Origin of the sequence: Nocardioides sp. NBC_00368 (assembly GCF_036090055.1) — a bacterium.
Taxonomy (GTDB): domain Bacteria; phylum Actinomycetota; class Actinomycetes; order Propionibacteriales; family Nocardioidaceae; genus Nocardioides.
The window spans coordinates 2,233,061-2,252,251 of record NZ_CP107970.1 but is presented as its reverse complement, the minus strand read 5'-3'; the positions used below and the strand labels follow the sequence as shown (position 1 = coordinate 2,252,251).

At 71.7% G+C, this 19,191-nt stretch carries 19 protein-coding genes; 11 read left to right on the top strand and 8 right to left on the bottom strand.

The genetic code is table 11. The features are described from left to right. Nucleotide 1: 1 nt before the first annotated feature. Nucleotides 2–2,128, bottom strand: coding sequence for a Stk1 family PASTA domain-containing Ser/Thr kinase (gene pknB / locus OG984_RS10715; protein WP_328531569.1), 2,127 nt, complete (start codon nucleotides 2,126–2,128; stop codon nucleotides 2–4). Nucleotides 2,129–2,241: 113 nt separating this feature from the next. On the opposite strand from pknB, the gene OG984_RS10710 reads away from it, so the two are divergent. From OG984_RS10710 to OG984_RS10700, 3 genes are read left to right on the top strand one after another with little or no spacing between them, the layout of a single operon-like run. Next, nucleotides 2,242–2,613: an Rv2175c family DNA-binding protein gene (locus OG984_RS10710; protein WP_008363073.1), complete on the top strand. Its 372-nt coding sequence runs from the start codon at nucleotides 2,242–2,244 to the stop codon at nucleotides 2,611–2,613. A gap of 33 nt (nucleotides 2,614–2,646) precedes the next feature. Further along, nucleotides 2,647–3,063 (top strand): ribonuclease domain-containing protein, encoded by a 417-nt coding sequence (locus OG984_RS10705; protein WP_328531568.1) that lies wholly within the window; start codon nucleotides 2,647–2,649, stop codon nucleotides 3,061–3,063. Nucleotides 3,064–3,071: 8 nt separating this feature from the next. Continuing rightward, complete coding sequence (locus OG984_RS10700) at nucleotides 3,072–3,494, top strand: barstar family protein (RefSeq protein ID WP_328531567.1); 423 nt, start codon at nucleotides 3,072–3,074, stop codon at nucleotides 3,492–3,494. Here the strand turns inward: OG984_RS10700 and OG984_RS10695 are convergent, their stop codons facing one another. After that, nucleotides 3,495–5,027, bottom strand: a complete 1,533-nt coding sequence (locus tag OG984_RS10695; RefSeq protein WP_328531566.1) for a molybdopterin-dependent oxidoreductase — start codon at nucleotides 5,025–5,027, stop codon at nucleotides 3,495–3,497. It lies immediately after the preceding gene. 101 nt (nucleotides 5,028–5,128) lie between these two features. Here OG984_RS10695 and sigK point away from each other — a divergent pair, with 101 nt between their 5' ends. Both sigK and OG984_RS10685 read left to right on the top strand, forming a co-directional pair. Next, nucleotides 5,129–5,752 carry an ECF RNA polymerase sigma factor SigK gene (sigK, locus tag OG984_RS10690; RefSeq protein WP_328531565.1) on the top strand — a complete coding sequence of 208 codons (624 nt, stop codon included), beginning with the start codon at nucleotides 5,129–5,131 and terminating at the stop codon, nucleotides 5,750–5,752. Next, nucleotides 5,742–6,419, top strand: coding sequence for an anti-sigma factor (locus OG984_RS10685; protein WP_328531564.1), 678 nt, complete (start codon nucleotides 5,742–5,744; stop codon nucleotides 6,417–6,419). The genes sigK and OG984_RS10685 overlap by 11 nt, the downstream gene beginning before the upstream one ends. Nucleotides 6,420–6,429: 10 nt before the next feature. On the opposite strand, the gene OG984_RS10680 is transcribed toward OG984_RS10685, so the two are convergent. Then, entirely contained in the window at nucleotides 6,430–7,515 is a 1,086-nt protein-coding gene (locus tag OG984_RS10680; protein ID WP_328531563.1) for a polyprenyl synthetase family protein, read from the bottom strand. Nucleotides 7,516–7,549: 34 nt separating this feature from the next. Here OG984_RS10680 and metF point away from each other — a divergent pair, with 34 nt between their 5' ends. Next, nucleotides 7,550–8,440 (top strand): methylenetetrahydrofolate reductase [NAD(P)H], encoded by an 891-nt coding sequence (metF, locus tag OG984_RS10675; protein WP_328531562.1) that lies wholly within the window; start codon nucleotides 7,550–7,552, stop codon nucleotides 8,438–8,440. Here the strand turns inward: metF and OG984_RS10670 are convergent. Continuing rightward, complete coding sequence (locus OG984_RS10670; RefSeq protein WP_328531561.1) at nucleotides 8,437–9,759, bottom strand: phytoene desaturase family protein; 1,323 nt, start codon at nucleotides 9,757–9,759, stop codon at nucleotides 8,437–8,439. The two genes, metF and OG984_RS10670, sit on opposite strands and share 4 nt — an antisense overlap. Then, a complete protein-coding gene (locus tag OG984_RS10665; protein ID WP_328531560.1) occupies nucleotides 9,756–10,388 on the bottom strand; it encodes a DUF4126 domain-containing protein in 633 nt (210 codons plus the stop codon). Before OG984_RS10665 ends, OG984_RS10670 begins: the two co-directional genes overlap by 4 nt. A 244-nt stretch (nucleotides 10,389–10,632) precedes the next feature. Between OG984_RS10665 and OG984_RS10660 the strand changes: the two genes are divergently transcribed. The 5 genes from OG984_RS10660 to OG984_RS10640 all read left to right on the top strand — a co-directional run bounded on the left by OG984_RS10660 (nucleotide 10,633) and on the right by OG984_RS10640 (nucleotide 14,503). Beyond that, complete coding sequence (locus OG984_RS10660; protein WP_328531559.1) at nucleotides 10,633–11,226, top strand: hypothetical protein; 594 nt, start codon at nucleotides 10,633–10,635, stop codon at nucleotides 11,224–11,226. 170 nt (nucleotides 11,227–11,396) lie between these two features. Next, nucleotides 11,397–11,858, top strand: coding sequence for an SAV_6107 family HEPN domain-containing protein (locus OG984_RS10655; protein WP_328531558.1), 462 nt, complete (start codon nucleotides 11,397–11,399; stop codon nucleotides 11,856–11,858). A 37-nt stretch (nucleotides 11,859–11,895) separates the two neighbouring features. Further along, entirely contained in the window at nucleotides 11,896–12,621 is a 726-nt protein-coding gene (locus OG984_RS10650) for a methyltransferase domain-containing protein (protein ID WP_328531557.1), read from the top strand. 159 nt (nucleotides 12,622–12,780) lie between these two features. Continuing rightward, on the top strand, nucleotides 12,781–13,986 hold the full coding sequence (dinB, locus tag OG984_RS10645; RefSeq protein ID WP_328531556.1) for a DNA polymerase IV: 1,206 nt from the start codon (nucleotides 12,781–12,783) through the stop codon (nucleotides 13,984–13,986). Nucleotides 13,987–14,131: 145 nt separating this feature from the next. Further along, nucleotides 14,132–14,503 carry a DUF3040 domain-containing protein gene (locus OG984_RS10640; protein ID WP_328531555.1) on the top strand — a complete coding sequence of 124 codons (372 nt, stop codon included), beginning with the start codon at nucleotides 14,132–14,134 and terminating at the stop codon, nucleotides 14,501–14,503. Between the two features lie 3 nt (nucleotides 14,504–14,506). Here the strand turns inward: OG984_RS10640 and OG984_RS10635 are convergent, their stop codons facing one another. From OG984_RS10635 to OG984_RS10625, 3 genes are read right to left on the bottom strand one after another with little or no spacing between them, the layout of a single operon-like run. Continuing rightward, on the bottom strand, nucleotides 14,507–16,798 hold the full coding sequence (locus OG984_RS10635) for a transglutaminase family protein (protein ID WP_328531554.1): 2,292 nt from the start codon (nucleotides 16,796–16,798) through the stop codon (nucleotides 14,507–14,509). Then, complete coding sequence (locus tag OG984_RS10630) at nucleotides 16,795–18,087, bottom strand: DUF58 domain-containing protein (RefSeq protein ID WP_328531553.1); 1,293 nt, start codon at nucleotides 18,085–18,087, stop codon at nucleotides 16,795–16,797. The genes OG984_RS10635 and OG984_RS10630 overlap by 4 nt, the downstream gene beginning before the upstream one ends. Nucleotides 18,088–18,118: 31 nt before the next feature. Next, a complete protein-coding gene (locus OG984_RS10625) occupies nucleotides 18,119–19,072 on the bottom strand; it encodes an AAA family ATPase (protein WP_328531552.1) in 954 nt (317 codons plus the stop codon). Between the last annotated feature and the right edge of the window lie 119 nt (nucleotides 19,073–19,191).

Here is a 19,191-nt window from a genome sequence, read left to right as displayed (position 1 = left end):
GTCAGTTCAGCCAGATCGTGATCTCGGAGCCGTAGGGAGCCTCGCCACCGGCGGGCTCCTGGCGGGTCACGTAGTTGAACCCGAGCGAGAAGTCGTCCTTCTCCTCCTTGACCTTGAACCCGGCGGCCTCGAGCGTCTGCTTGGCGGTGTCCTTGTCGTTGCCGACGACGTTGGGGACGGCGACCGCGTCGGGGCCCTTGGCGACGACCAGGGTCACCGTCTCGCCCTTGGGGAGGGTGCCGGAGTTGGGGCTCTGGCTGAGCACGGTGCCGGGCCGGGCCTCCTGGTTCTCCTCCTCCTGGATCTCGACGTCGAGCCCGTCAGCCTCCAGCGACTTCTTGGCGCGCTCGGCGTTGCGGCCCGTCCAGTCGACGATGTCGACGGGGGCCGGCCCCTTGCTGATCACCAGCACCACCGTCTTGCCGGGCCGCACCAGCGTGCCGGCGCGGGGCTGGGAGTTGATGACGTTGCCCTCGGGAACGTTGTCGTTGAACTTCTCGATCGGATCGCCGACGGTGAGGCCGAGGTCCTGGATCTTGTCCTGGGCGTCGTCGGCGAGCATGCCCTTGACCTTCGGCACCGAGTATTCCTCGACGCCCTTGCTCACGCTGATCTCCACGGTCGAGCCGGGCAGCGCCTTGTCGTCGCGACCGGGGTCGGAGTCGATCACGACGCCCTCCTCGACGGTGTCGGAGAACTCGGTGTTGGCCGAGACCTCGAAGCCCGCGTCCTGCAGCTGCGTGGTCGCGGCGGCCTTGGTCAGACCGGCCACCGAGGGCACCCGCTCGTAGCGGCCGTCGATGAACCACCACATCCCCGTCGCCACCAGGGCGACGGCGACCACGGCGGCGCTGATCGCGATCGGGCCCTTCCAGGTCGCCGGCATGCTCCAGCGCTGCTTGGGCTGCGTGGGTGTCGGGGCGATGCGTACGTTCTCCTCGGGCTCGCTCAGCGAGAGCCGCGTGCCGGCGGGGAGGCCGACGCCCGGAGGAGGCGGTCCCAGCGGCCCCGTGGGCCGGCCCGGCGGGGGACCTGACGGACCGGAGGGTGAGAGTCCGAGCGGGGGGAGGACGGCCGTCGACTCGGAGCTGGACTCGGCGTGGGGCCGCGCCGGGGCGTCGGTGCCGTTGCCGGCCCGGCCGCCGCGCTCGGGCTCCCCGGCCGTCGGGAGCGCCAGGTCGGCGGTGAGGTCGGGGTCGTCGAAGATGCCCGCGGACAAGGTGGCCATGACGCGGGTGACCATCCGCAGGAGGACACCCGCGTCGGCCGGGCGCAGCTCGGGGTCGCGGGCGGTCGCACGGGCGACCAGGGCGTCGACGTATCTCGGGATGCCGGGCGCGGCCTTCGAGGGCGGCGGTACGTCCTCGTGGACGTGCTTGTAGGCGATGTCGACCGGCGAGGGCCCGCTGTGGGGCTTGCGGCCGGTGAGCAGCTCGTAGAGCACGACGCCGGCGGCGTAGACGTCGGTGCGCGGCCCGGACTTCGACTCGGTGACCAGCTCGGGCGCGAGATAGGAGACGGTGCCGACCAGGTTGCCGGTGGTGGCGTCGTTGGAGTTGTTGGTCATCACCCGCGCCAGACCGAAGTCGGCGACCTTGACCCGCTGCGAGATCGAGGCGGCCCCGGTGGTGATGAGGACGTTCTCCGGCTTGATGTCGCGGTGCACGATCCCGATCGCGTGCGCGGCGCTCATCGCGCTCAGGATCGGCTCGATGTAAGCCAGCGCCTTCGCCGCGCCCAGCGGCGCCTGCGAGGCGATGGTGTCGCGCAGGGTGTGACCCTCGATGTACTCCATCGCGAGGAAGGCGACGCCGTCGTCCTCGTCCTGGTCGTAGACGGCGACGACGTTGGGGTGAGACAGCTTCGCGGCCGACCTGCCCTCGCGGACGAACCTCTCGGCGAAGTTGCCCTCCTCGTCGAGGTTCTGGTGCATGACCTTGACGGCGACGATGCGGTCCAGCCGCATGTCGTGAGCGACGTATACCGTCGCCATGCCGCCCTTCGCGACCTTCTCGACGATCCGGTAACGCATCCCCAGGACCTTGCCCAGAAGGGGGTCGGATGCGGTAGCCGAGCCTCCGCCGTGGCGCCCGATCACGCCCTCGCGGGGGTCCGCCTCACTAGCCACGCGATCCTCCTGTCTCCGGTTGGAGAAGTATTCCGGACCGGGCAATGGTACGGACCAGCGGGTCCCACTCACGACTTTCCGGCCCGGCTACCCGGGCCGGTAATGTGATCGTTATGAGCGAGATGCGGTTGGCGGAGCAGGATCTGGGTGTCCTGGTGGAGGAGTGGATCGACTGGGCCACCGCTGCGTCGTTGCTCGGCGTGACGGTGGGGAAGGTGCGCACCATGATCCGCGAGCACGAGCTCGCGGCGGCGGTGCCTCCGGGCATCAAGGGCCAGCACATCCCGGCCCTGTTCATCCAGGACGGCCTGCCGGTCAAGGGCCTGGGCGGGCTGCTGCACGTGCTCCACGACGGCGGCTACGACGACCGCGAGATCATCGCCTGGCTCTTCCTCGACGACGACCTCCCCGGCCGCCCGATCGACGCGCTTCGGGAGAACCGCGGGTCGGAGGTCAAGCGCCGGGCCCAGGCCATGGCACTCTAGGCCGACCCTGTCCGTACGTCTCGGAGGACCGTCGTGAGGTCGAAGTCTGCCCTGGCCGCCCTGCTGCTGGCAGCGGTGATGGCGCTGCTCGCCGGATGCTCCGGTTCCGGCTCGGGCGAAGTCGGCGACGGCGGAGGCGGGCGGACCGGCACCGATCCCGACAGCGGTCTGATCTGGATCGCGGAGTCCGACCTGCCGCCCGAAGGAGTGGAGACGCTCCGGCTGATCGACGACGGCGGCCCGTTCCCCTACCCGGGCAAGGACGGCAGCACCTTCGGCAACCGCGAGGGGATCCTGCCCGAGGAGCCCTCGGGCTACTACGCCGAATACACCGTGCCGACGCCCGGCTCCGACGATCGGGGTGCGCGGCGTATCGTCACAGGCGAGGGTGGGGAGTTCTACTACACCGAGGACCACTACGAGTCGTTCGCACGGATCGACCGGGGGTGATGGGGCAGATGAGTGGACTGGCAGGTCTCCTGGCCGGGAGGATCGATCCCGGCGTCTACCGCTGGCACACCGAGCTGGCGGCCGCCGACCTCGCCGAGTCGGTGACCGGTGCCGGCTGGTCGCTGAAGCAGATCGCGGACGTCGCCGAGACCAAGGACGAGGTGCTGGGCGCCATCGGCGCCGCGCTCGGTTTCCCGGCCCACTTCGGCCGCAACCTCGACGCGCTGTGGGACTCGCTGCGCGACCTCTCCGCGCCCACGGTGCTGCTGTGGGAGACCTGGGGATGCGCCGCCTATGCCGACCGCGCCGGTTTCGACAAGATCGTCGGGGTCCTGAAGGACCGCGCCGCGGAGATCTCCGAGGACCGTCCGGCGTTCACCGTGCTGCTGCGTGGCGACGGTCCCGATACGGACCTGGCCGACCTGGGCTGATCACCCGACCGTGACGGTCCGGGTGGGGTAGCCGGTGGCTCCGTCGGGAGCGGGCGGCACCTCGTTGCCGGTCTGCGGGGTGCCGGTGCGGTCGAAGGCCCGCGCCTGGATCCGGTGCTCGCCCTCGGTCGCGTCCCAGCGGTAGGTCCACTGCCGCCAGGTGTCGACGCTGTCCTCGGCGGCGAGCGTGGCGGGCTGCCAGGGGCCGTCGTCGATGCGTACCTCGACCTTGCTGATCCCACGGTGTTGTGCCCAGGCGACCCCGGCAACGGTCCGCTGACCCGGCATGACGTCGTCGCCGGGGATGTCGATGCGGCACTGGGTCTTGATCGGCCCCTCGGCGGACCAGCCGCGGTCGGTCCAGTAGGCGCGGAAGTCGGCGAAGCGGGTGACCTCGAGCTCGGTGAGCCACTTGGTCGCCGAGACGTAGCCGTAGAGGCCGGGGACGACCATGCGCACAGGGAAGCCGTGGTCCTGCGTCAACGGCTCGCCGTCCTGGGCGATCGCGAGCAGGGAGTCGCGGCCGTCGATGAGGGCCTCGAGCGGGGTGCCGATGGTGATGCCGTCGGCACCGGTGGACTTCACCGCGTCGGCATCGGGGTCGAGGCCGGCGCGCTTGAGGACGTCGCGGATGCGTACGCCGGTCCAGGTCGCGTTGCCGATCAGATCGCCGCCGACCTCGTTGGAGACACAGCAGATCGTGACCCGGCGCTCGTAGAGCGGCATCGCGAGCAGGTCCTCGTAGGTCAGCTCGACCGGGTTGTCGACGAGGCCGTGGATCTTGAGCCGGTAGTCGGCGATGTCGACGCGTGGGGTGAGCAGGGCGATATCGATGCGGTAGAAGTCGTCGACGGGGGTCAGGTGGGGCGTCAGCCCGTCGATCCGGAGCTCTGCGCCGGCCGGGAGGGGCGCGGCGGGGGAGACGGCGGCCGGGATGGCCAGCCTCGTCGCCGGACGACGGCGGGCGATGACCACCTTCGCGCCGACGCCGCCGGCCGCTCCGACCGCGGTCACCGCCGCCGCGGCGACGAGGAACCGGCGCCGGTCGAAGCCGTCGGGCGCCACCGCCTCGGTGGGTGTCTCGCCGGACTCCCGCAGACGCCGCGTCAGCAGGACCAGCGCCGCGACGCCGACCGCCAGCCCGATCACCAGCGCGACGATGCCCATGGTGCCGTTGCCGGCCCGGTCGGCCAGGAGAGCGGCGATGTCGACCGCACCGAGGAGCAGCAGCATGCCCGCGCCGAGCGCGGGGCGGCGTACGGCCAGGGCGCCGGCCACGCCGAGGAGCACCAGCGTGACCAGCGCGACGCAAGCAAGCAGGATCGGCTTGTCGGCCGTGCCGAAGGTGGCGACCGCAGCCTCCTTGAGCCAGCGCGGGGTGAGGTCGATGACCCGGTCGCCGAGCGCGAGCAGGGGAGAGGCCCCGCGCGCGAGGGCGGCGATGAGCTCGGCGACGCCGAGGCCGAGCACGCCCGCGGCGATGCCCGCGACGGGACCGCTCGGGAGACGTCCGAGGAAGGTGCGGGATGTCATGCTGTGTGTTCGTGGCCGATCGGTGGTCGGATGGGACCAATCCTCCCACTTCTCGGCTGCGAACCCGGGGTGAGATCTGTCATTCGTCGGAAGGGGTGCGTGTGCGCCGAGCGCTGCGGGTGGTGGGCGATTCGCCGGGCCCCCAGGGCCTTGACCTGGCGGGGGTGCTCACCGCGGTCGCTGGTGGCGACCTGGACGCCTTCGGGATCCTCTACGACGAGATGGCTCCGCTCGTCTTCGGTGTCGCCCGGCGGGTGGTGCGCGACCCCTCGCGGGCGGAGGAGGTGACCCAGGAGGTGTTCACCGAGGTGTGGCGCCAGGCCGCTCGGTTCGACCCCTCGCGCGGCTCGGTCCGCACGTGGGTGCTGACGATCGCGCACCGGCGGGCCGTCGACACGGTGCGCTCCTCGCAGGCGTCGCGTGCCCGGGAGGAGCAGGTCGCCCGACGCGAGCCGGCGGAGGTCGCCGGCCCCGAGGAGGCGGTGGTCACGGCGGCCGAGCACGAGGGCGTACGCCGCTGCATGGAGTCGCTCACGCCGCTGCAGTCGCAGGCGGTCCAGCTGGCCTACTACCAGGGCTTCACCTATCCCGAGGTCGCCGAGCTGCTCGGCCGGCCGCTGCCGACGGTGAAGACGCGGATGCGGGACGGCCTGATCCGGCTGCGCGACTGCCTGGCGGAAGCGGAGCCCGAGGCGAAGGCGGGAGGGGCTCGCGATGGCGCCTGACGTGCACGGACTGGTCGGGGCCTACCTCCTCGACGCCCTGGTGCCCGGGGAGAGGGCCGAGTTCGAGGCTCACCTGGCGGTGTGCCCGGAGTGCCGCGAGGAGGTCGACTCGCTGCGGGCGGCCACCGCCTCCCTCGCCGCCGAGGTCGCCGCGACGCCGCCGGTGGCGCTGCGCGGCCGGGTGCTGCGTACGGCATCGGAGACTCCGCAGCTGCGGCCCGTCGTCGCCGCGGGCAGTCCCCGCCGACGCCGGCTCATGGGCGTCGTCGCCGCGGCGGCTGCGGTGATCGTCGGTGCCGGGGTGACGGTCGGAGTCGTCGTACGCGAGGACGACCCGCCGCCGATGACCGCCGCCCAGGTGATCTCGGCCCCCGACGCCAGGATGCACAAGGAGGAGACCTCCGACGGCGAGCTGATGGTCGCGATGTCCCACGAGATGCACATGGTCGCCGTGGACACCGCCCACCTCACGCGCCCCGAGGGGATGACCTACCAGGTCTGGTGGCACACCGACGACGGCATGGAGTCCGCCGGCGTCCTCGACGAGGAGGTGTCCGTCGCCGTACCGGTCGAGGACGGCGACCTCATGGTCACCATGGAGCCCATGGGTGGCTCCGACGAGCCGTCCGAGAAGGTCCTCTTCCAGATGCCCGCCGAGCGCCTCTGACGCCTCGGCCTCAGACCGTGCGCTGGGTGGCGGCGGTCGCGAGCGAGCGGAGGGTGCCGGCGGCGCCTGCGTCGAGGGTGCCGGCGGACCTGGCGTCGTCCAGCGCGGTGAGGCCCTGGTCGGCGAGCTCCGTGATGGTCTTCTCGACCTGCTGCTCGGCGCCGGAGGTGGTGATGATCGTACGCAGCTCGGCGACCTGCTCCTCGCTGAGCGGCCGGCCGAGGGCGCTGTCGAGGCGGTCTGCGTCGGCGGGGGTCGAGCCCGCCAGGGCGAGGGCGACGAGGACGGTGCGCTTGCCCTCGACGAGGTCGTCGCCGGCGGGCTTCCCGGTGACCGAGGGATCGCCGAAGACGCCGAGGAGATCGTCGCGGAGCTGGAAGGCCTCACCGACGGGAAGACCGTAGGCGGACAGCGCCTCGATCTGCTCGCGCGAGGCTCCGGCCAGGGCGGCGCCGACGTGGAGGGGACGCTCGACCGAGTACTTGGCCGCCTTGTAGCGCACCACCTTCATCGCGGCCTCGACGTCGGCGGCGCCGCGCGCCTGCACGGTGATGTCGAGGAACTGCCCGGCGATGACCTCGCTGCGGGTGTGATCGAAGACCGACAGCGCGGCGGCGGTCTCGGCACCCCCGAACCCAGAGGTACGCAGCAGCTCATCGGCCCAGGTCAGCAGCAGGTCTCCGAGGAGCACCGCAGCGGCGTCGCCGTAGGCGCGGGACCGGCCCGGCCAGCCCGCGGCGGCGTGGTCAGCCTCGAACGCGCGGTGCGCGGCCGGCGCACCGCGCCGGGTGTCGGAGTCGTCGATGACGTCGTCGTGGACGAGCGCCGAGGCCTGGAGGAGCTCGAGCGCGGCGGCCGCCCGCACGAGCGACTCCTCCTCCGCGGGGGAAGGGGAGGGACGGACCGCGTGGAAGCCCCAGTAGCAGAACGCGGCCCTCAGCCGCTTGCCTCCGGACATCGACTCACGCGCCCGGCGCAGCAGCGGTTCGACCTCGTCGCCGAGCGGGGCCAACCGCTCGGTCTGGGTCTCGAGAAAGCTGTCCAGCGCTCCCTGGACGCGACTGCGGAATTCATCGGCGTCCCACGTTTCATTCACTCTCCGAGCCTAGGGCACTCACTACGATGGCCCGATGGTGACTGGACGTGGACGCTCCTTGGCGGAGCTGATCAACCAGGGCGAGCGCTCGTTCTCCTTCGAGTTCTTCCCGCCGAAGGACGAGGCCGGCGAGGAGCAGCTGTGGAACGCCGTGCGCGCCCTGGAGCCCTATCGGCCGACCTTCGTGAGCGTCACCTACGGTGCCGGCGGCTCGACCCGTGACAAGACCGTGGCCATCACCGGCCGGATCGCCGCGGAGACCGAGCTGCTGCCCGTCGCCCACCTGACCTGCGTCGGCCACACCCGCGAGGAGGTCGCCGGGATCCTGGACTCCTACGCCGCCCAGGGTGTCGCCCACGTGATGGCGCTGCGCGGCGACCCCGCCGAGGGTCCGCGCGCCGAGTGGACCCCGACCCCCGGTGGCCTCGACTACGCGATCGACGTGGTGCGGCTGGCCAGGGAGCGTGGCGACTTCCGCATCGGCGTCGCCGCCTTCCCTGAGGGCCACCCGGGCGCCGAGTCGATCGAGGCCGACGCTGACGTCCTGGTCGCCAAGGCGAAGGCCGGGGCGGAGTTCGCGGTCACCCAGATGTTCTTCCGCGCCGCGGACTACTTCGGTCTGGTCGACCGGGTCCGTGCCCGCGGTGTGGACATCCCGATCCTGCCGGGGATCATGCCGATCCTGAACCTCGCCGCCATCCGCCGCCAGAGCGAGCTCATCGGCGCCGAGGTGCCCGACGAGATCGTCGAGCGCATCACCGCGGCCGGTCCGGACCCCGCCGACATCCGTGCCGAGGGGATCGCGGTCGCCGCCGAGCTGTGCCAGGAGCTCCTCGACGGAGGCGCCCCCGGCCTGCACTTCTACACGCTCAACCGGTCCAAGGCGACCCTGGAGATCTTCGCCAAGCTCAACGTCACCGTCTAACGGGCCGACCCGATCGACTGCGCGACCAGCGCGGCCGACAGCCCGGCGAACGGCAGCCCGGCCCCCGGCGTGGCGTGGGCACCGGCGGCGTAGACGTTCGGGATCGGGGTGCGCGGGCCGAGGCGCTGGAACACCGTGCCGCGCCCCGCCCACTTCACGCCCAGCGGGGACCCGCGCCAGCGGCGTACGAGCTCGGCGGCGCCCAGGTCGACGCGGTGCACGACGTGCTCGCGGACATCGATCTTGTGGCGTGCCAGCGCCAGCAGGACGTCCTCCATCAGCTTGCCGTGGGAGTGGATCGTCCAGGCGTGCTGTCCTTCGGGGGCCAGCCCACGCGTGCGTACGACCAGGGTGGGCTCGCCGTGGAGAACCAGCTCGTCGGGAAGGTCGGTGAGGTGCTCGGGCAGCGACTCCAGCCCGAGGTGGAACGTCATCGGTGGGATCGCCGGCAGGGTGCGCTCCACCAGCGGCCGCAGGGCCGGCAGCGAGCGCGGGTCGAAGGCGACCACGACCGCGCCGTCGGCGCCGAGGTCGATCTCGCCGGCGGCGGTGCTGACCGCGACCGCTCGGCCCTCGCGTACGACGATGTCCTCCACCCGGGTCGCAGTCTGCACCGAGACCCGCCGCGTGGCCATCCGGGCGGTGAGCACCTCGGCGACCACGCCCATCCCGCCCTCGACGCGCCAGGCGCCGAACCGCTGCTCGAGGTAGGCGGTCAACCCCGCCCAGGCAGGTACGTCACGCAGCTCCTGGCCCGCGGCGACGAACGGGTGCGCCGCGACCAGCCGGAGGCGCTCGTCCTTGAACGTCTTGCGCAGCCGCTTGTGGAGGGTCTCGCGGGACCTGAACCGCTCCGCGACCGCGGACGGCAGCGCCGAGGGCTCCCAGGGCACCTCGAAGTAGTGCTGGCGCAGCACCTCCCAGTCCTCGCTGAACCGGGCCACGTAGTCGGTCCACAGCCGGCCCGTGCCGGGCGCCAGCTCGTCGAAGGCCGCCAGCTGGGCGCCGCGGGTGCCGCCCGGCACCGTGACCGAGGTCTTGTCGGCGAACCGGTGCTCGCGGACCACGTCCATCGGCACCAGCTCGAGCTCACGCTCCGCGGGCCGCCCGGACTTGCGGAACAGGTCGCGCATCACCGCGGGCAGCAGCGTCGAGGTCGCCGAGGCGTCCCAGGTGAACCCCTCCTCGCGCACCGGCACCAGGGCGCCGCCGAGCTGTCCGGAGGCCTCGAGCAGGGTCACCGAGTGGCCGAGCTTGGCCAGCCTGGCGGCGCTGGCCATCCCGGCGTACCCGCCCCCGAGGACGACGATGCTCGTCACTGGACCGGGTAGGGCAAGGTGTCACCGCCGGAGGGCCCGTCCGGTGGGGCGCCGCGTCGTCCGCGTCGGGTCAGCTTGCGCCAGCCACCGCGAACGGCCCGGACGATGAGATAGACCAGCACCAGCCCGGCCACCAACAGCACCGCGGCGACGCCCGCCGCGGCCAGCGGGTGCTCGGTGGCGAACCAGACCACACCGAGGACGAGGCCGTCCTCGACCACGCTGACCACCGAGTTGGAGACCGGCTCGGGGGAGGTGTTGACCGCCAGCCGCTCGCTGGCCTTGACCAGATGGGACATGAGCGCCGTCGTGCCGCCCACCACGCCGCCGACGGCCTCGTTGAGCGAGTCGGCCTCACCGGCGAGCAGGACGCCGATCACCGCGCCGATGGTGGGTCGGATCACCGTGGAGATCGAGTCCCAGGTCGAGTCGACGTAGGGCACCTTGTCGGCGACGAACTCGATCGCGTACATCAGCCCCGCGGCGGCCAGCACCGGCCACGTGCCGAGCACGTCCGGGATCGCCTCGGCCCCCGTCGTACGCTGCACGACGCCGAGCACCAGCACGACCAGGTAGGCGTTGATGCCACTGGCCCACCCACTGGAGAAGGTCAGCGCTAGAGATTCCATGAGGACATCTTGGCCTACGCCACCGACATCCGAGCCTGCGACCGCGCGAGGAACGAGCGCGGTCGCAACGGGAGGAGGTCGAGCGAGCGCAGCGACTGAGCTTGCGAAGCCGCGAAGCGTGTCGAGACCGAGTCGCGTCGGCCCGAGACCGAGCGCACGCGATCCGTATTTACCTACGTTGCACCCCGTACGGCAGAATGGGCTGATCAACGGAGACTGAACCCCCACGTCGCAAGGAGACCGGATGACCATGACGACACCCGACGAGAACGAAGGTGTGGTCGTGAGCGAGGGCCCGGAGGTCGCTTTCGAGGTGGCAGCGCTCGCTGCCGAGCCCGTACCGCGCGAGATGACGTGGGCGATCCGGCTGATCATCGGCCTGATCGCCTTCAGCGCGGTCGTGGTCGTGGTGATGGTGCTGCGCTCCGACGACCTCGTGCGCGCCTGGGCGGAGGGCAACCCCTCGGCCAAGCGCATCCTGGAGACCGAGGGCCTCGACGCCCTGATCAACCCGCCGACCGACAACCGGGTCAGCGCGCCGGCCTTCATCGCCCCCGCGATCACGCTGTTCGGGGTGATGGCCATCATGATGGGGGTGCTCGCGGTCTTCCTCCGCAACGGCTTCGAGTGGGCCCGGATCACGATCACGTTCCTGGTGTTCATCTCCGCGGTCGCCAGCATCGGCGGCATCCTGACCGGCCCGCCGGTGATCATCAGCGTGCTCACCGGGATCGCGATCGTCATCGCCGCCGGGCTGCTGGCGGTCATGTGGCTACCCGCGAACACCCGCTACATCCACCCGCCGCACCGGATCCGCGGCGCCGTCGCCGACGACTGAGCGGCCACCGGCACCACCTCGACACGCCCCGTCACCGAAACGTCTTGTGACTGTCGGTGGCGGGGTGTAGTTTGATCCCGTGTTCGAACAAATGTTCGAACAACCAGGCTCTGGCGGGCGTCGTCCTCGACCCCCGACGCCCGCCGGAGCCGTCCACTGCGGGGTCGACCTTGAGCGAGAAGGACGACCCGATGCATCTGCTGCCGGCGACGACTCACAGCTACCTCTTCCGCGCCACCGAGTCTCTCTCGGAGGCCATCGCGGCCGACGACGTGCCGAGCAGGTACGCCATGGCGCATGTCGCCGCCCTCCAGGCCGCCGCAGCGCTGATCGCCGCCCGCACCGATCCGGTCGAGGCCGCGACCCGGGCCGGCCGCCGTCGTCCCTGGAACGCCTGGGTCCGTCTCAAGAAGGTCGCGCCCGAGCTCTCCGTGTGGGCGGAATACTTCGCCGCGGGCGCCGCCAAGCGCGCCGCCGCGGAGGCCGGCTCCATCCGAGCGGTCACCGCCGAGGAGGCCGATGAGCAGGTGCGCGACGCCGACCGCTTCCTCGCTGTGGTCGAGGAGTCCCTCGGGCTGATGGCCCACACCTCCCAGGTCACCCGCCTGCGTCACGACCGCCTCGTGGGCTGATTCAGGTGAGGTGGGATCAGGGCCTACGCTTGGCCCCATGGCAGCTGGCTCCGCATCAACCAGTCGTCGGGCAGGCGCCCGGACCGTCGCCGTCTGGGACGCGCTCGACCCGGTCCTGGCCTCCGGCTCGCTCGACGTCCTCGACATCGGCGGAGGCACCGGAACCTCAGCCGTACGCATCGCCGGGCTCGGTCACCGGGTCACCGTCGTCGACCCCAGCCCGGACGCGCTGGCAGCCCTCGACCGCCGTGCCCGCGAGGCCGGCGTCACCGTCGACGCACGCCAGGGTGACCTGGCCGCCCTCTCCGACGTCGCCGACCCGGGCGGTGCCGACCTGGTGCTCTGCCACGGCGTCCTCGAGGTCGTCCCCGACCCGGAGGACGCACTGGCGGGGATCCGCGAGGTGCTCCGCCCCGGCGGCACCCTCAGCCTGCTGGTCTCCCAGCGCACCGCCGCCGTCCTCTCGCGTGCCCTGGCCGGCCACTTCGCTCAGGCCGCCGAGCTGCTCGACGACACCGCGCCGCAGGGCCGCTCCGGTCGCCGGTTCGCTCTCGACGAGGTCACCCGGCTGCTGGACGCGGCGGGCTTCGAGGTCACGGACGTCCGTGGCGTACGTGTCTTCGTCGATCATGTTCCGGGGTCGCTGCTCGATGTCGAGCCTGGTGCGACCAATGCGCTGGTCGATCTCGAGCAGGCCGTCTCCACGCGGCCGGACTACCTGCCGTTCGCGTCGCAGGTGCATTTGCTCGCTTCGCTTCGCTGAGGGCTCGCTTCGCTTCGCATTCGGCTCGCTTCGCTTCGCTGACGGCTCGCTTCGCTTCGCCCACGGGCGCCGACGCGGCGCAAAGGTCCCACCTCCGCTAGCGCTCCGGCGTGACATTTGCGCCGAGTCAGCGCTGGTCCGCGTCCTCGGAGGATCGGGGTGACCTCCTCCGCTGGCGCTCCGGAGGTCACCCCGATCCTCCATGTCGACATGGACGCCTTCTTCGTCTCGGTGGCGATCCGGCACCAGCCCGACCTCTGGGACCAGCCGGTGGTGGTGGGCGGGCATGCGCGAGGCGTGGTGACCTGCGCCAACTACCCGGCGCGGGCCTACGGCATACGTGCCGCGATGCCCGGCTCGATGGCGAGGCGCCTGTGCCCGCAGCTCGTCTCGGTCCGTCTCGACTTCGGGGAGGTCGCCGAGGTCTCCAAGCAGGTCCGCGAGATCTTCCGCCGCGCCACCCCGCTGGTGGAGGTGGTGAGCGTCGACGAGGCGTTCCTCGACGTCAGCGGGGCGACCAGGCTCTTCGGGAGCCCGGAGAGCATCGCCCAGCGGATCCGGCGCCAGATCGCCGAGGAGCTGAGCATCACCTGCTCGGTCGGCGTCGCGCCGACGCCGAGCGTGGCCAAGGTCGGCAGCCGCAAGGCGAAGCCCGACGGGGTGGTGGTCGTGCGGCCGGAGGACATCCCCGGATTCCTGCACCCGCTCGACGTCGGGGAGCTCTACGGCGTCGGGCCGAGCACGCGCAACCGGCTTCGGCGGCTCGGCTTCGAGACGGTCGGCGACATCGCCCGCACTCCCGTCCCGACGCTCCACCAGATCCTCGGTCCACGCCTCGGCGGCCACCTGCACCGGCTCGCCACCGGCACGGACCGGCGCGAGCTGACCGGACGGCTCGGCCCCGACCTGCCGGACCGGTCGACCGGCGCCCAGGAGACCTTCGGTCACGACCTGAGCGATCGCGAGGACATCGTGCGTGAGCTGCTGCGCCTCTCGGCCCGCGTCACCCGGCGGATGAGGAGGGCCGGCACGGTCGGCCGCACGATCGCGCTCACGGTCCGGTTCACCGACTTCAAGACCATCTCGCGTTCCCGCACGCTGCCCGACCCCACCGACGTCACCCAGGAGGTGCACGCCACGGCGGTCCGGCTCTACGACGAGCTGAACCTCCGCGGCCGCGCGCTACGCCTGGTCGGGGTCCGGGTGGAGCATTTGATCACCCGCGAGGGCACCGACCGGCAGCTCGTGCTGGGGGAGCGGGAGCGAGGCTGGTCCGAGGCCGACCGTGCCGTCGATCAGGTCGCCGAACGCTTCGGGTCCAGCCTCGTGCGCCGGGCGAGCCTGCTCGACCACGGCCGGGGTTGACGCAAATGCCCATTCGCTTGACACAATCGGCTGTGGTTGTGCCATGTGGCAGAACGTCGAGGGGCAAGAATTTTCCGGGCTCACTACCGCCTTCAGGATGGCGTGCCTAGACTTGGAGATGCCCCAACAGGACATGGGAGGTACGGTGCCACTCTCGGAAGAGGAGCTTCGCCTGCTCGAGCAGATGGAGCGCGCGCTCTCGGCGGAGGACCCGAAGTTCGCCTCCGCCCTCCGAGGCACGGCCCTGCGCCGTGCCCAACGTCGACACGCGGTCATCGCGGGCATCGTGCTCGCTGCTGGAGTCGCGTTGTTGATGACCGGTGTGATCTCACGGATGTGGATCGTCGGGGTGGTCGGCTTCCTGGTGATGCTGGCCTCGACCTCCGTGCTGCTCACCGCCCTGCGCGGTGCCGCCGCGGTCGAGGAGGACGACGGGAACCACGCTCCGCGCAGCTCGTTCCTCGACCGCGCCAGCGAGCGTTGGAAGCAACGCCGCCGCGGCGACAACGACCTGTAGAGATCAGGACGAGATCAGCTCCCGCTCGGACCGCGCCGCCGGTCCGTCGGTGGTCGGTGCCGCCGGTCGCCGGAAGACCGATGCCGGCCACAGTCGTGCCCGCCTCCGTGCCCGCCGGTCGGCCTGCTCCCTGAGCGCGGCCGAGACCAGGCGTACGTCGTCCCCGACCGCCGCGCTGTCGCGATGCTCCGCATAGCGTTTGCGCTCGACGGCGGCCACGATGCGCTGCAGCGCGAGCATCGGCTCGCGGCTCTGCAGGTGCGGGGCCAGGCCGGTGGCCTCCTCCCGCGGTGAGCGGGTGCCGGTCCAGGGCAGGCCGAGGTCGATCGCGGTGTCGCCGAGCTCGGTCCAGCCGGCCTCCGCGTCGCCCACGAGCCGCGTCGTCCGCCGCCGGCGCCGGATGACCGCCGGTGCCGCGAGCGCGACCATTCCGACCAGCGCCACGATGCCGAGACCTGCCCAGACGGCGCCGGTGTTGGACTCCTCGGTGCCGGTGTCGGCGACCTCGGGCAGGTCGGGCTCGTCGCGCTGTGGCCGGTTGGGCACCGGGGCCACGCTCGTGCCGGCGCTGGGAACAGGCGCCTCCGGCTCGTTGCGGGCATTGCCCAGCGCACCGGTCGTGTAGCCGGGCTCTCGGGTGTCGGCGGCCGCCGGCGTGGGCTCGAAGCGAACCCAGCCGATGTCCTCGAACCACAGCTCGGGCCAGGCGTGGAGGTCGCGGCCGCGGAACTGCCAGACGCCGTCCTCGTCCTGGTCCCCGTTCAGGAAGCCGACCGAGACCCGGGCCGGGATACCGATCTCGCGGGCGAGCACGGCCATGGCCGTCGCGTACTGCTGGCAGTAGCCGACCTTGTTGGTCGTCAGGAACTCCAGCAGGGCCGCACTGTCGGTGCCGACGTCGCGCTCCAGGCTGTAGACGAACTCCCCGCTGTGGCGGAACCAGTTCTGCAGGGCGACGGCCTTGGCGAAGGGCCGGTCCTGACCGGCGGTCCGCTCCAGGGCGATCTCCTCGATCTCGTCGGGGAGCAGCGGCAGGTCGGTCATCCCCGGCGGCGCTCCGATCCCCGGCTCGCCCGCCGCCAGCAGGCGCTGCTGGGACGGCTCGACGGGAGCTGCGGTCATCCGCCAGCTCTCGCCCGCGACGGTGTGGTCCCGGCCCTCGGTGGACATGAAGTCGAGGGTGTCCTCGTCATAGCGCCACGGACCCTTGGCGGTGATCTCGAGCGGGTGTGTGAAGACCGGGAGCCAGGTCGACTCGAACTTGTCGCTGGCCCGCATCTGGTAGGTCATGGGCTCGCCCAGCAGCGTCTCGTCGGACATCGGCGGTTCGAAACTGGCGACGCCCGTCTGGTCGGCAGGGACGTCGCGGTCGCCCGGGGTCCACTCGGTGCCGGTGAACTTCGTCAGCGTCAGGATCCGCAGGTAGGAGGGCGACGAGACGGGCTCGTCATAGACCGGGGTGGCCGTGACCATCACCTCGTCGGACTGCCTGCGCAGGTCGCCGTAGAGCCCGACGGTCGGGTTGATCACCCGCAGCTGTCCGCTGCCGTCGCCCGGCCCCAGGCCGGGGAGGGTGACGTTCGGGCTCGGCATCCAGGCCGGGGTGAGAAGAGCGATGGCGACCGCCGAGACACCGATGACGGCCGGTCCGGCGGCCGGCACGACCGGGAGATCCTCGTCGAGACGCCGCCCCCAGCGACCGAGCTGCTGGGCGCGGTCGAAGCGCAGCATCACCAGGAACGCGGTCGCGGTGAGCACGAAGACGACCCACGAGACCCCACCCCAGCCGCCGGCGCCGATGATGCTGAACGGCACCGTGAACACGCCCAGCACGACGAGGCCCATCATCGGCGGCCGCCGCAGGGAGACCGCCAGGACATCGGCCAGGAACACGGCCGCGACGCCGCCCGGGACGAGGTAGGCAGCCACCTCCGGCGCGGACATCGGCAGGTCGAAGGGGTTGAAGGCGGCGTAGGCCTCGGTCATCGCGGCCGAGACCTGAGCCCGCCCGCCCGCGGTGACGGGGAACGGGTGCTGGACGACCAGCAGGCTGGTCGCGATCGTGCCGAGGAGCAGCTGCAGCAGCACCACGACCGAGCCGTGCACGCGAAGCAGCCGCGCGGAGATGCCGGTACCGACCACGAGCAGGCCGGCGACCAGGACCGGGCCGAGGTAGGAGAAGCGGGTATTGGTGAACGAGCCCCACGAGGAGAGCGCGAACAGGACGGTCACGAAGCACGTCAGCGGCACCGCCATCGCGGGGACGACGCCGCGTACGTCGGAGGAGGTCATCATCGCGCGGCCCCCGCTCCCGCGGCCGCGCCCCGGGTGCCGAGCTCGCGCCAGCGCGTCGCCACCGAGTCGCCGATGCCGAGCTCGACCGCCTTCCAGCCGTGCTGGATGAGCAGAGGTACGCCGCTGGGCCGCCGCTGCTCGGGGGCCAGGTGCACCGCGCTCCAGCCGTCCACGGCGAGCGAGAAGGCGAGGGCGGCTCCGGTGTGGTGCCGCACCCGGCGAAGGACGCGAGCGTCCTCCTCGTCGAGGGAGCCGAGCACCGCGACGGTGACGCCGCCCTGCCCGGCCTCGCCGATCCAAGAGGCGTCGATGTGATGGTGCTGGACGGTCTCGACCACGGCGAGCGCCTCCAACAGCGCGGCCGCGTCGGCCTGGCCCTCGCGGTCGTGCCAGCCGGCGTTGATCTCGCCGGCCGCGCCGGTCCCGGGGGTGGCGCCGCCGGAGGTCACCAGGCGCACGGAGTAGCCGGCCTCGACCAGATGCACGGCGACCGAGGCGGCGACGACGACGGCCTGCTCGAAGGAGGAGCCGGCGCCCTGGCCCCGATGGACCGAGCGCCGGTTGTCGAGGAAGACGGTGGCCCGGGCCTGCCAGGGCTGCTCCTCACGGCGCACCATCAGCTCGCCGAGACGCGCCGAGCTGCGCCAGTGCACCCGCCGCAGCTCGTCGCCGCGGCGGTACTCCCGCACCGTGACGTCCTCCGCGCTGCCGCCGAGGAAGGCCCGCGGCCGGGAGTCGCCGGAGGCGGTGGCGTTGCCGGTCAGCGGCGTGGACGGCAGCGGGATCACCCGCGGCGTGACCGTGAACGGAAGCGTGGAGTGGAAGGCGCGGTTGAGCTCCACCAGGCCGAACGGGTCGGCCACGGTCACCCGCATCGGGCCGATGTCGAAGCGGCCGCGGATCTCCGAGCGGATCTGGTAGCCGAGCTTGTGACGCCAGCCGAAGCCGATCCGGTCGACCACGAAGCGCGGACGTCCGCCCAGCGCGTAGGGCACCGTCTCCTCAAGCAGGAGGGTGCCGGTGGGGATCCGGCCCTCGTTGGCGATGGTGAGCTCGACCCTGGCGGGCTGGCCGGCCTCGGTCAGGTGCGGCTCGATGTGGCGCACGAGCGCGAGCCGGTAGCGGCCCCAGGCGGCCACCACCGCGGTGACCAGCGGCAGCGCGACCAGCAGCATCCCGATCCTGGACAGCGTCGACTGGTCCAGCAGGATCCCGCAGATGATCGCGGTGATCCCGGCGGCCAGGAACGCCCGGCCCCGGACGGTCAGTCCGGACAGCGCCTCACGCATCGCTTCCCTCCGTGGGTCTCGGCCCGGCAGGTCAGGTCTGCGGCACCGGCACGGCGGACACGACGGTCTCGAGGATGTCGGTGACCGACCGGCCGTGCATCGCCGCGGAGGCACTGGGGAGGAGACGGTGGGCAAGGACCGGGCCGGTCAGCCTGCGTACGTCATCGGGAAGGACGAACTCGCGTCCGTGCAGAGCGGCATGAGCCTTCGCGGCCCGCAGCAGGTGCAGGCTGGCCCGGGGCGAGGCACCCAGGGCGAGCTCGTTGTTGGCGCGGGTCGCCGCGGTGAGGGCGACGGTGTAGCGGCGCACGGAGTCGGCGACGTAGATCTGGTTGACGACGCCGACGAGCTTGCGGATCTCCGCGGCGTCGGTCACCGGGTCGAGGTCGTCGAGCGGGTTGGACGCGCTGTGGCTGGCCAGCATCGCGATCTCGGAGCCGACCGGGGGATAGCCGATCGAGACGCGCGCCATGAACCGGTCGCGCTGCGCCTCGGGGAGGGCGTACGTCCCCTCCATCTCGATCGGGTTCTGGGTCGCGATCACCATGAACGGCGACTCCAGCTGGTAGGTCACGTTGTCGACGGTGACCTGGTGCTCCTCCATGCACTCCAGCAGCGCCGACTGGGTCTTGGGGGAGGCACGGTTGATCTCGTCGCCGACCACGATGTTGGCGAAGATCCCACCCGGACGGAACTCGAACTCCCGGGTGTTCTGGTTGAAGATCGACACCCCGGTGACGTCGCTCGGGAGCAGGTCGGGCGTGAACTGGATGCGGCGCACCGAGCAGTCGATCGAGCGCGCCAGCGCCTTCGCGAGCTGGGTCTTGCCGACTCCAGGTACGTCCTCGATCAGGAGGTGCCCCTCCGCGAGGAGCACGGTCAGCGTGGAGTCGACGACGTCGGTCTTGCCTTCGATCACCTTCTCGATGCTGTCGCGAATGCGGCCCGCGACCCGCACCAATGTCTCGATCTCTGCCCCATGCACTGGGCCCGATCCTGGGGCCTCCAACGGCGTCGTCACGTCGCGTCCTTCCGACTCACACCTGCTTATGGGAACACCGTACGGGGTAGCGCCTACGGGCGTCTGCGCCATTGACCCGACTG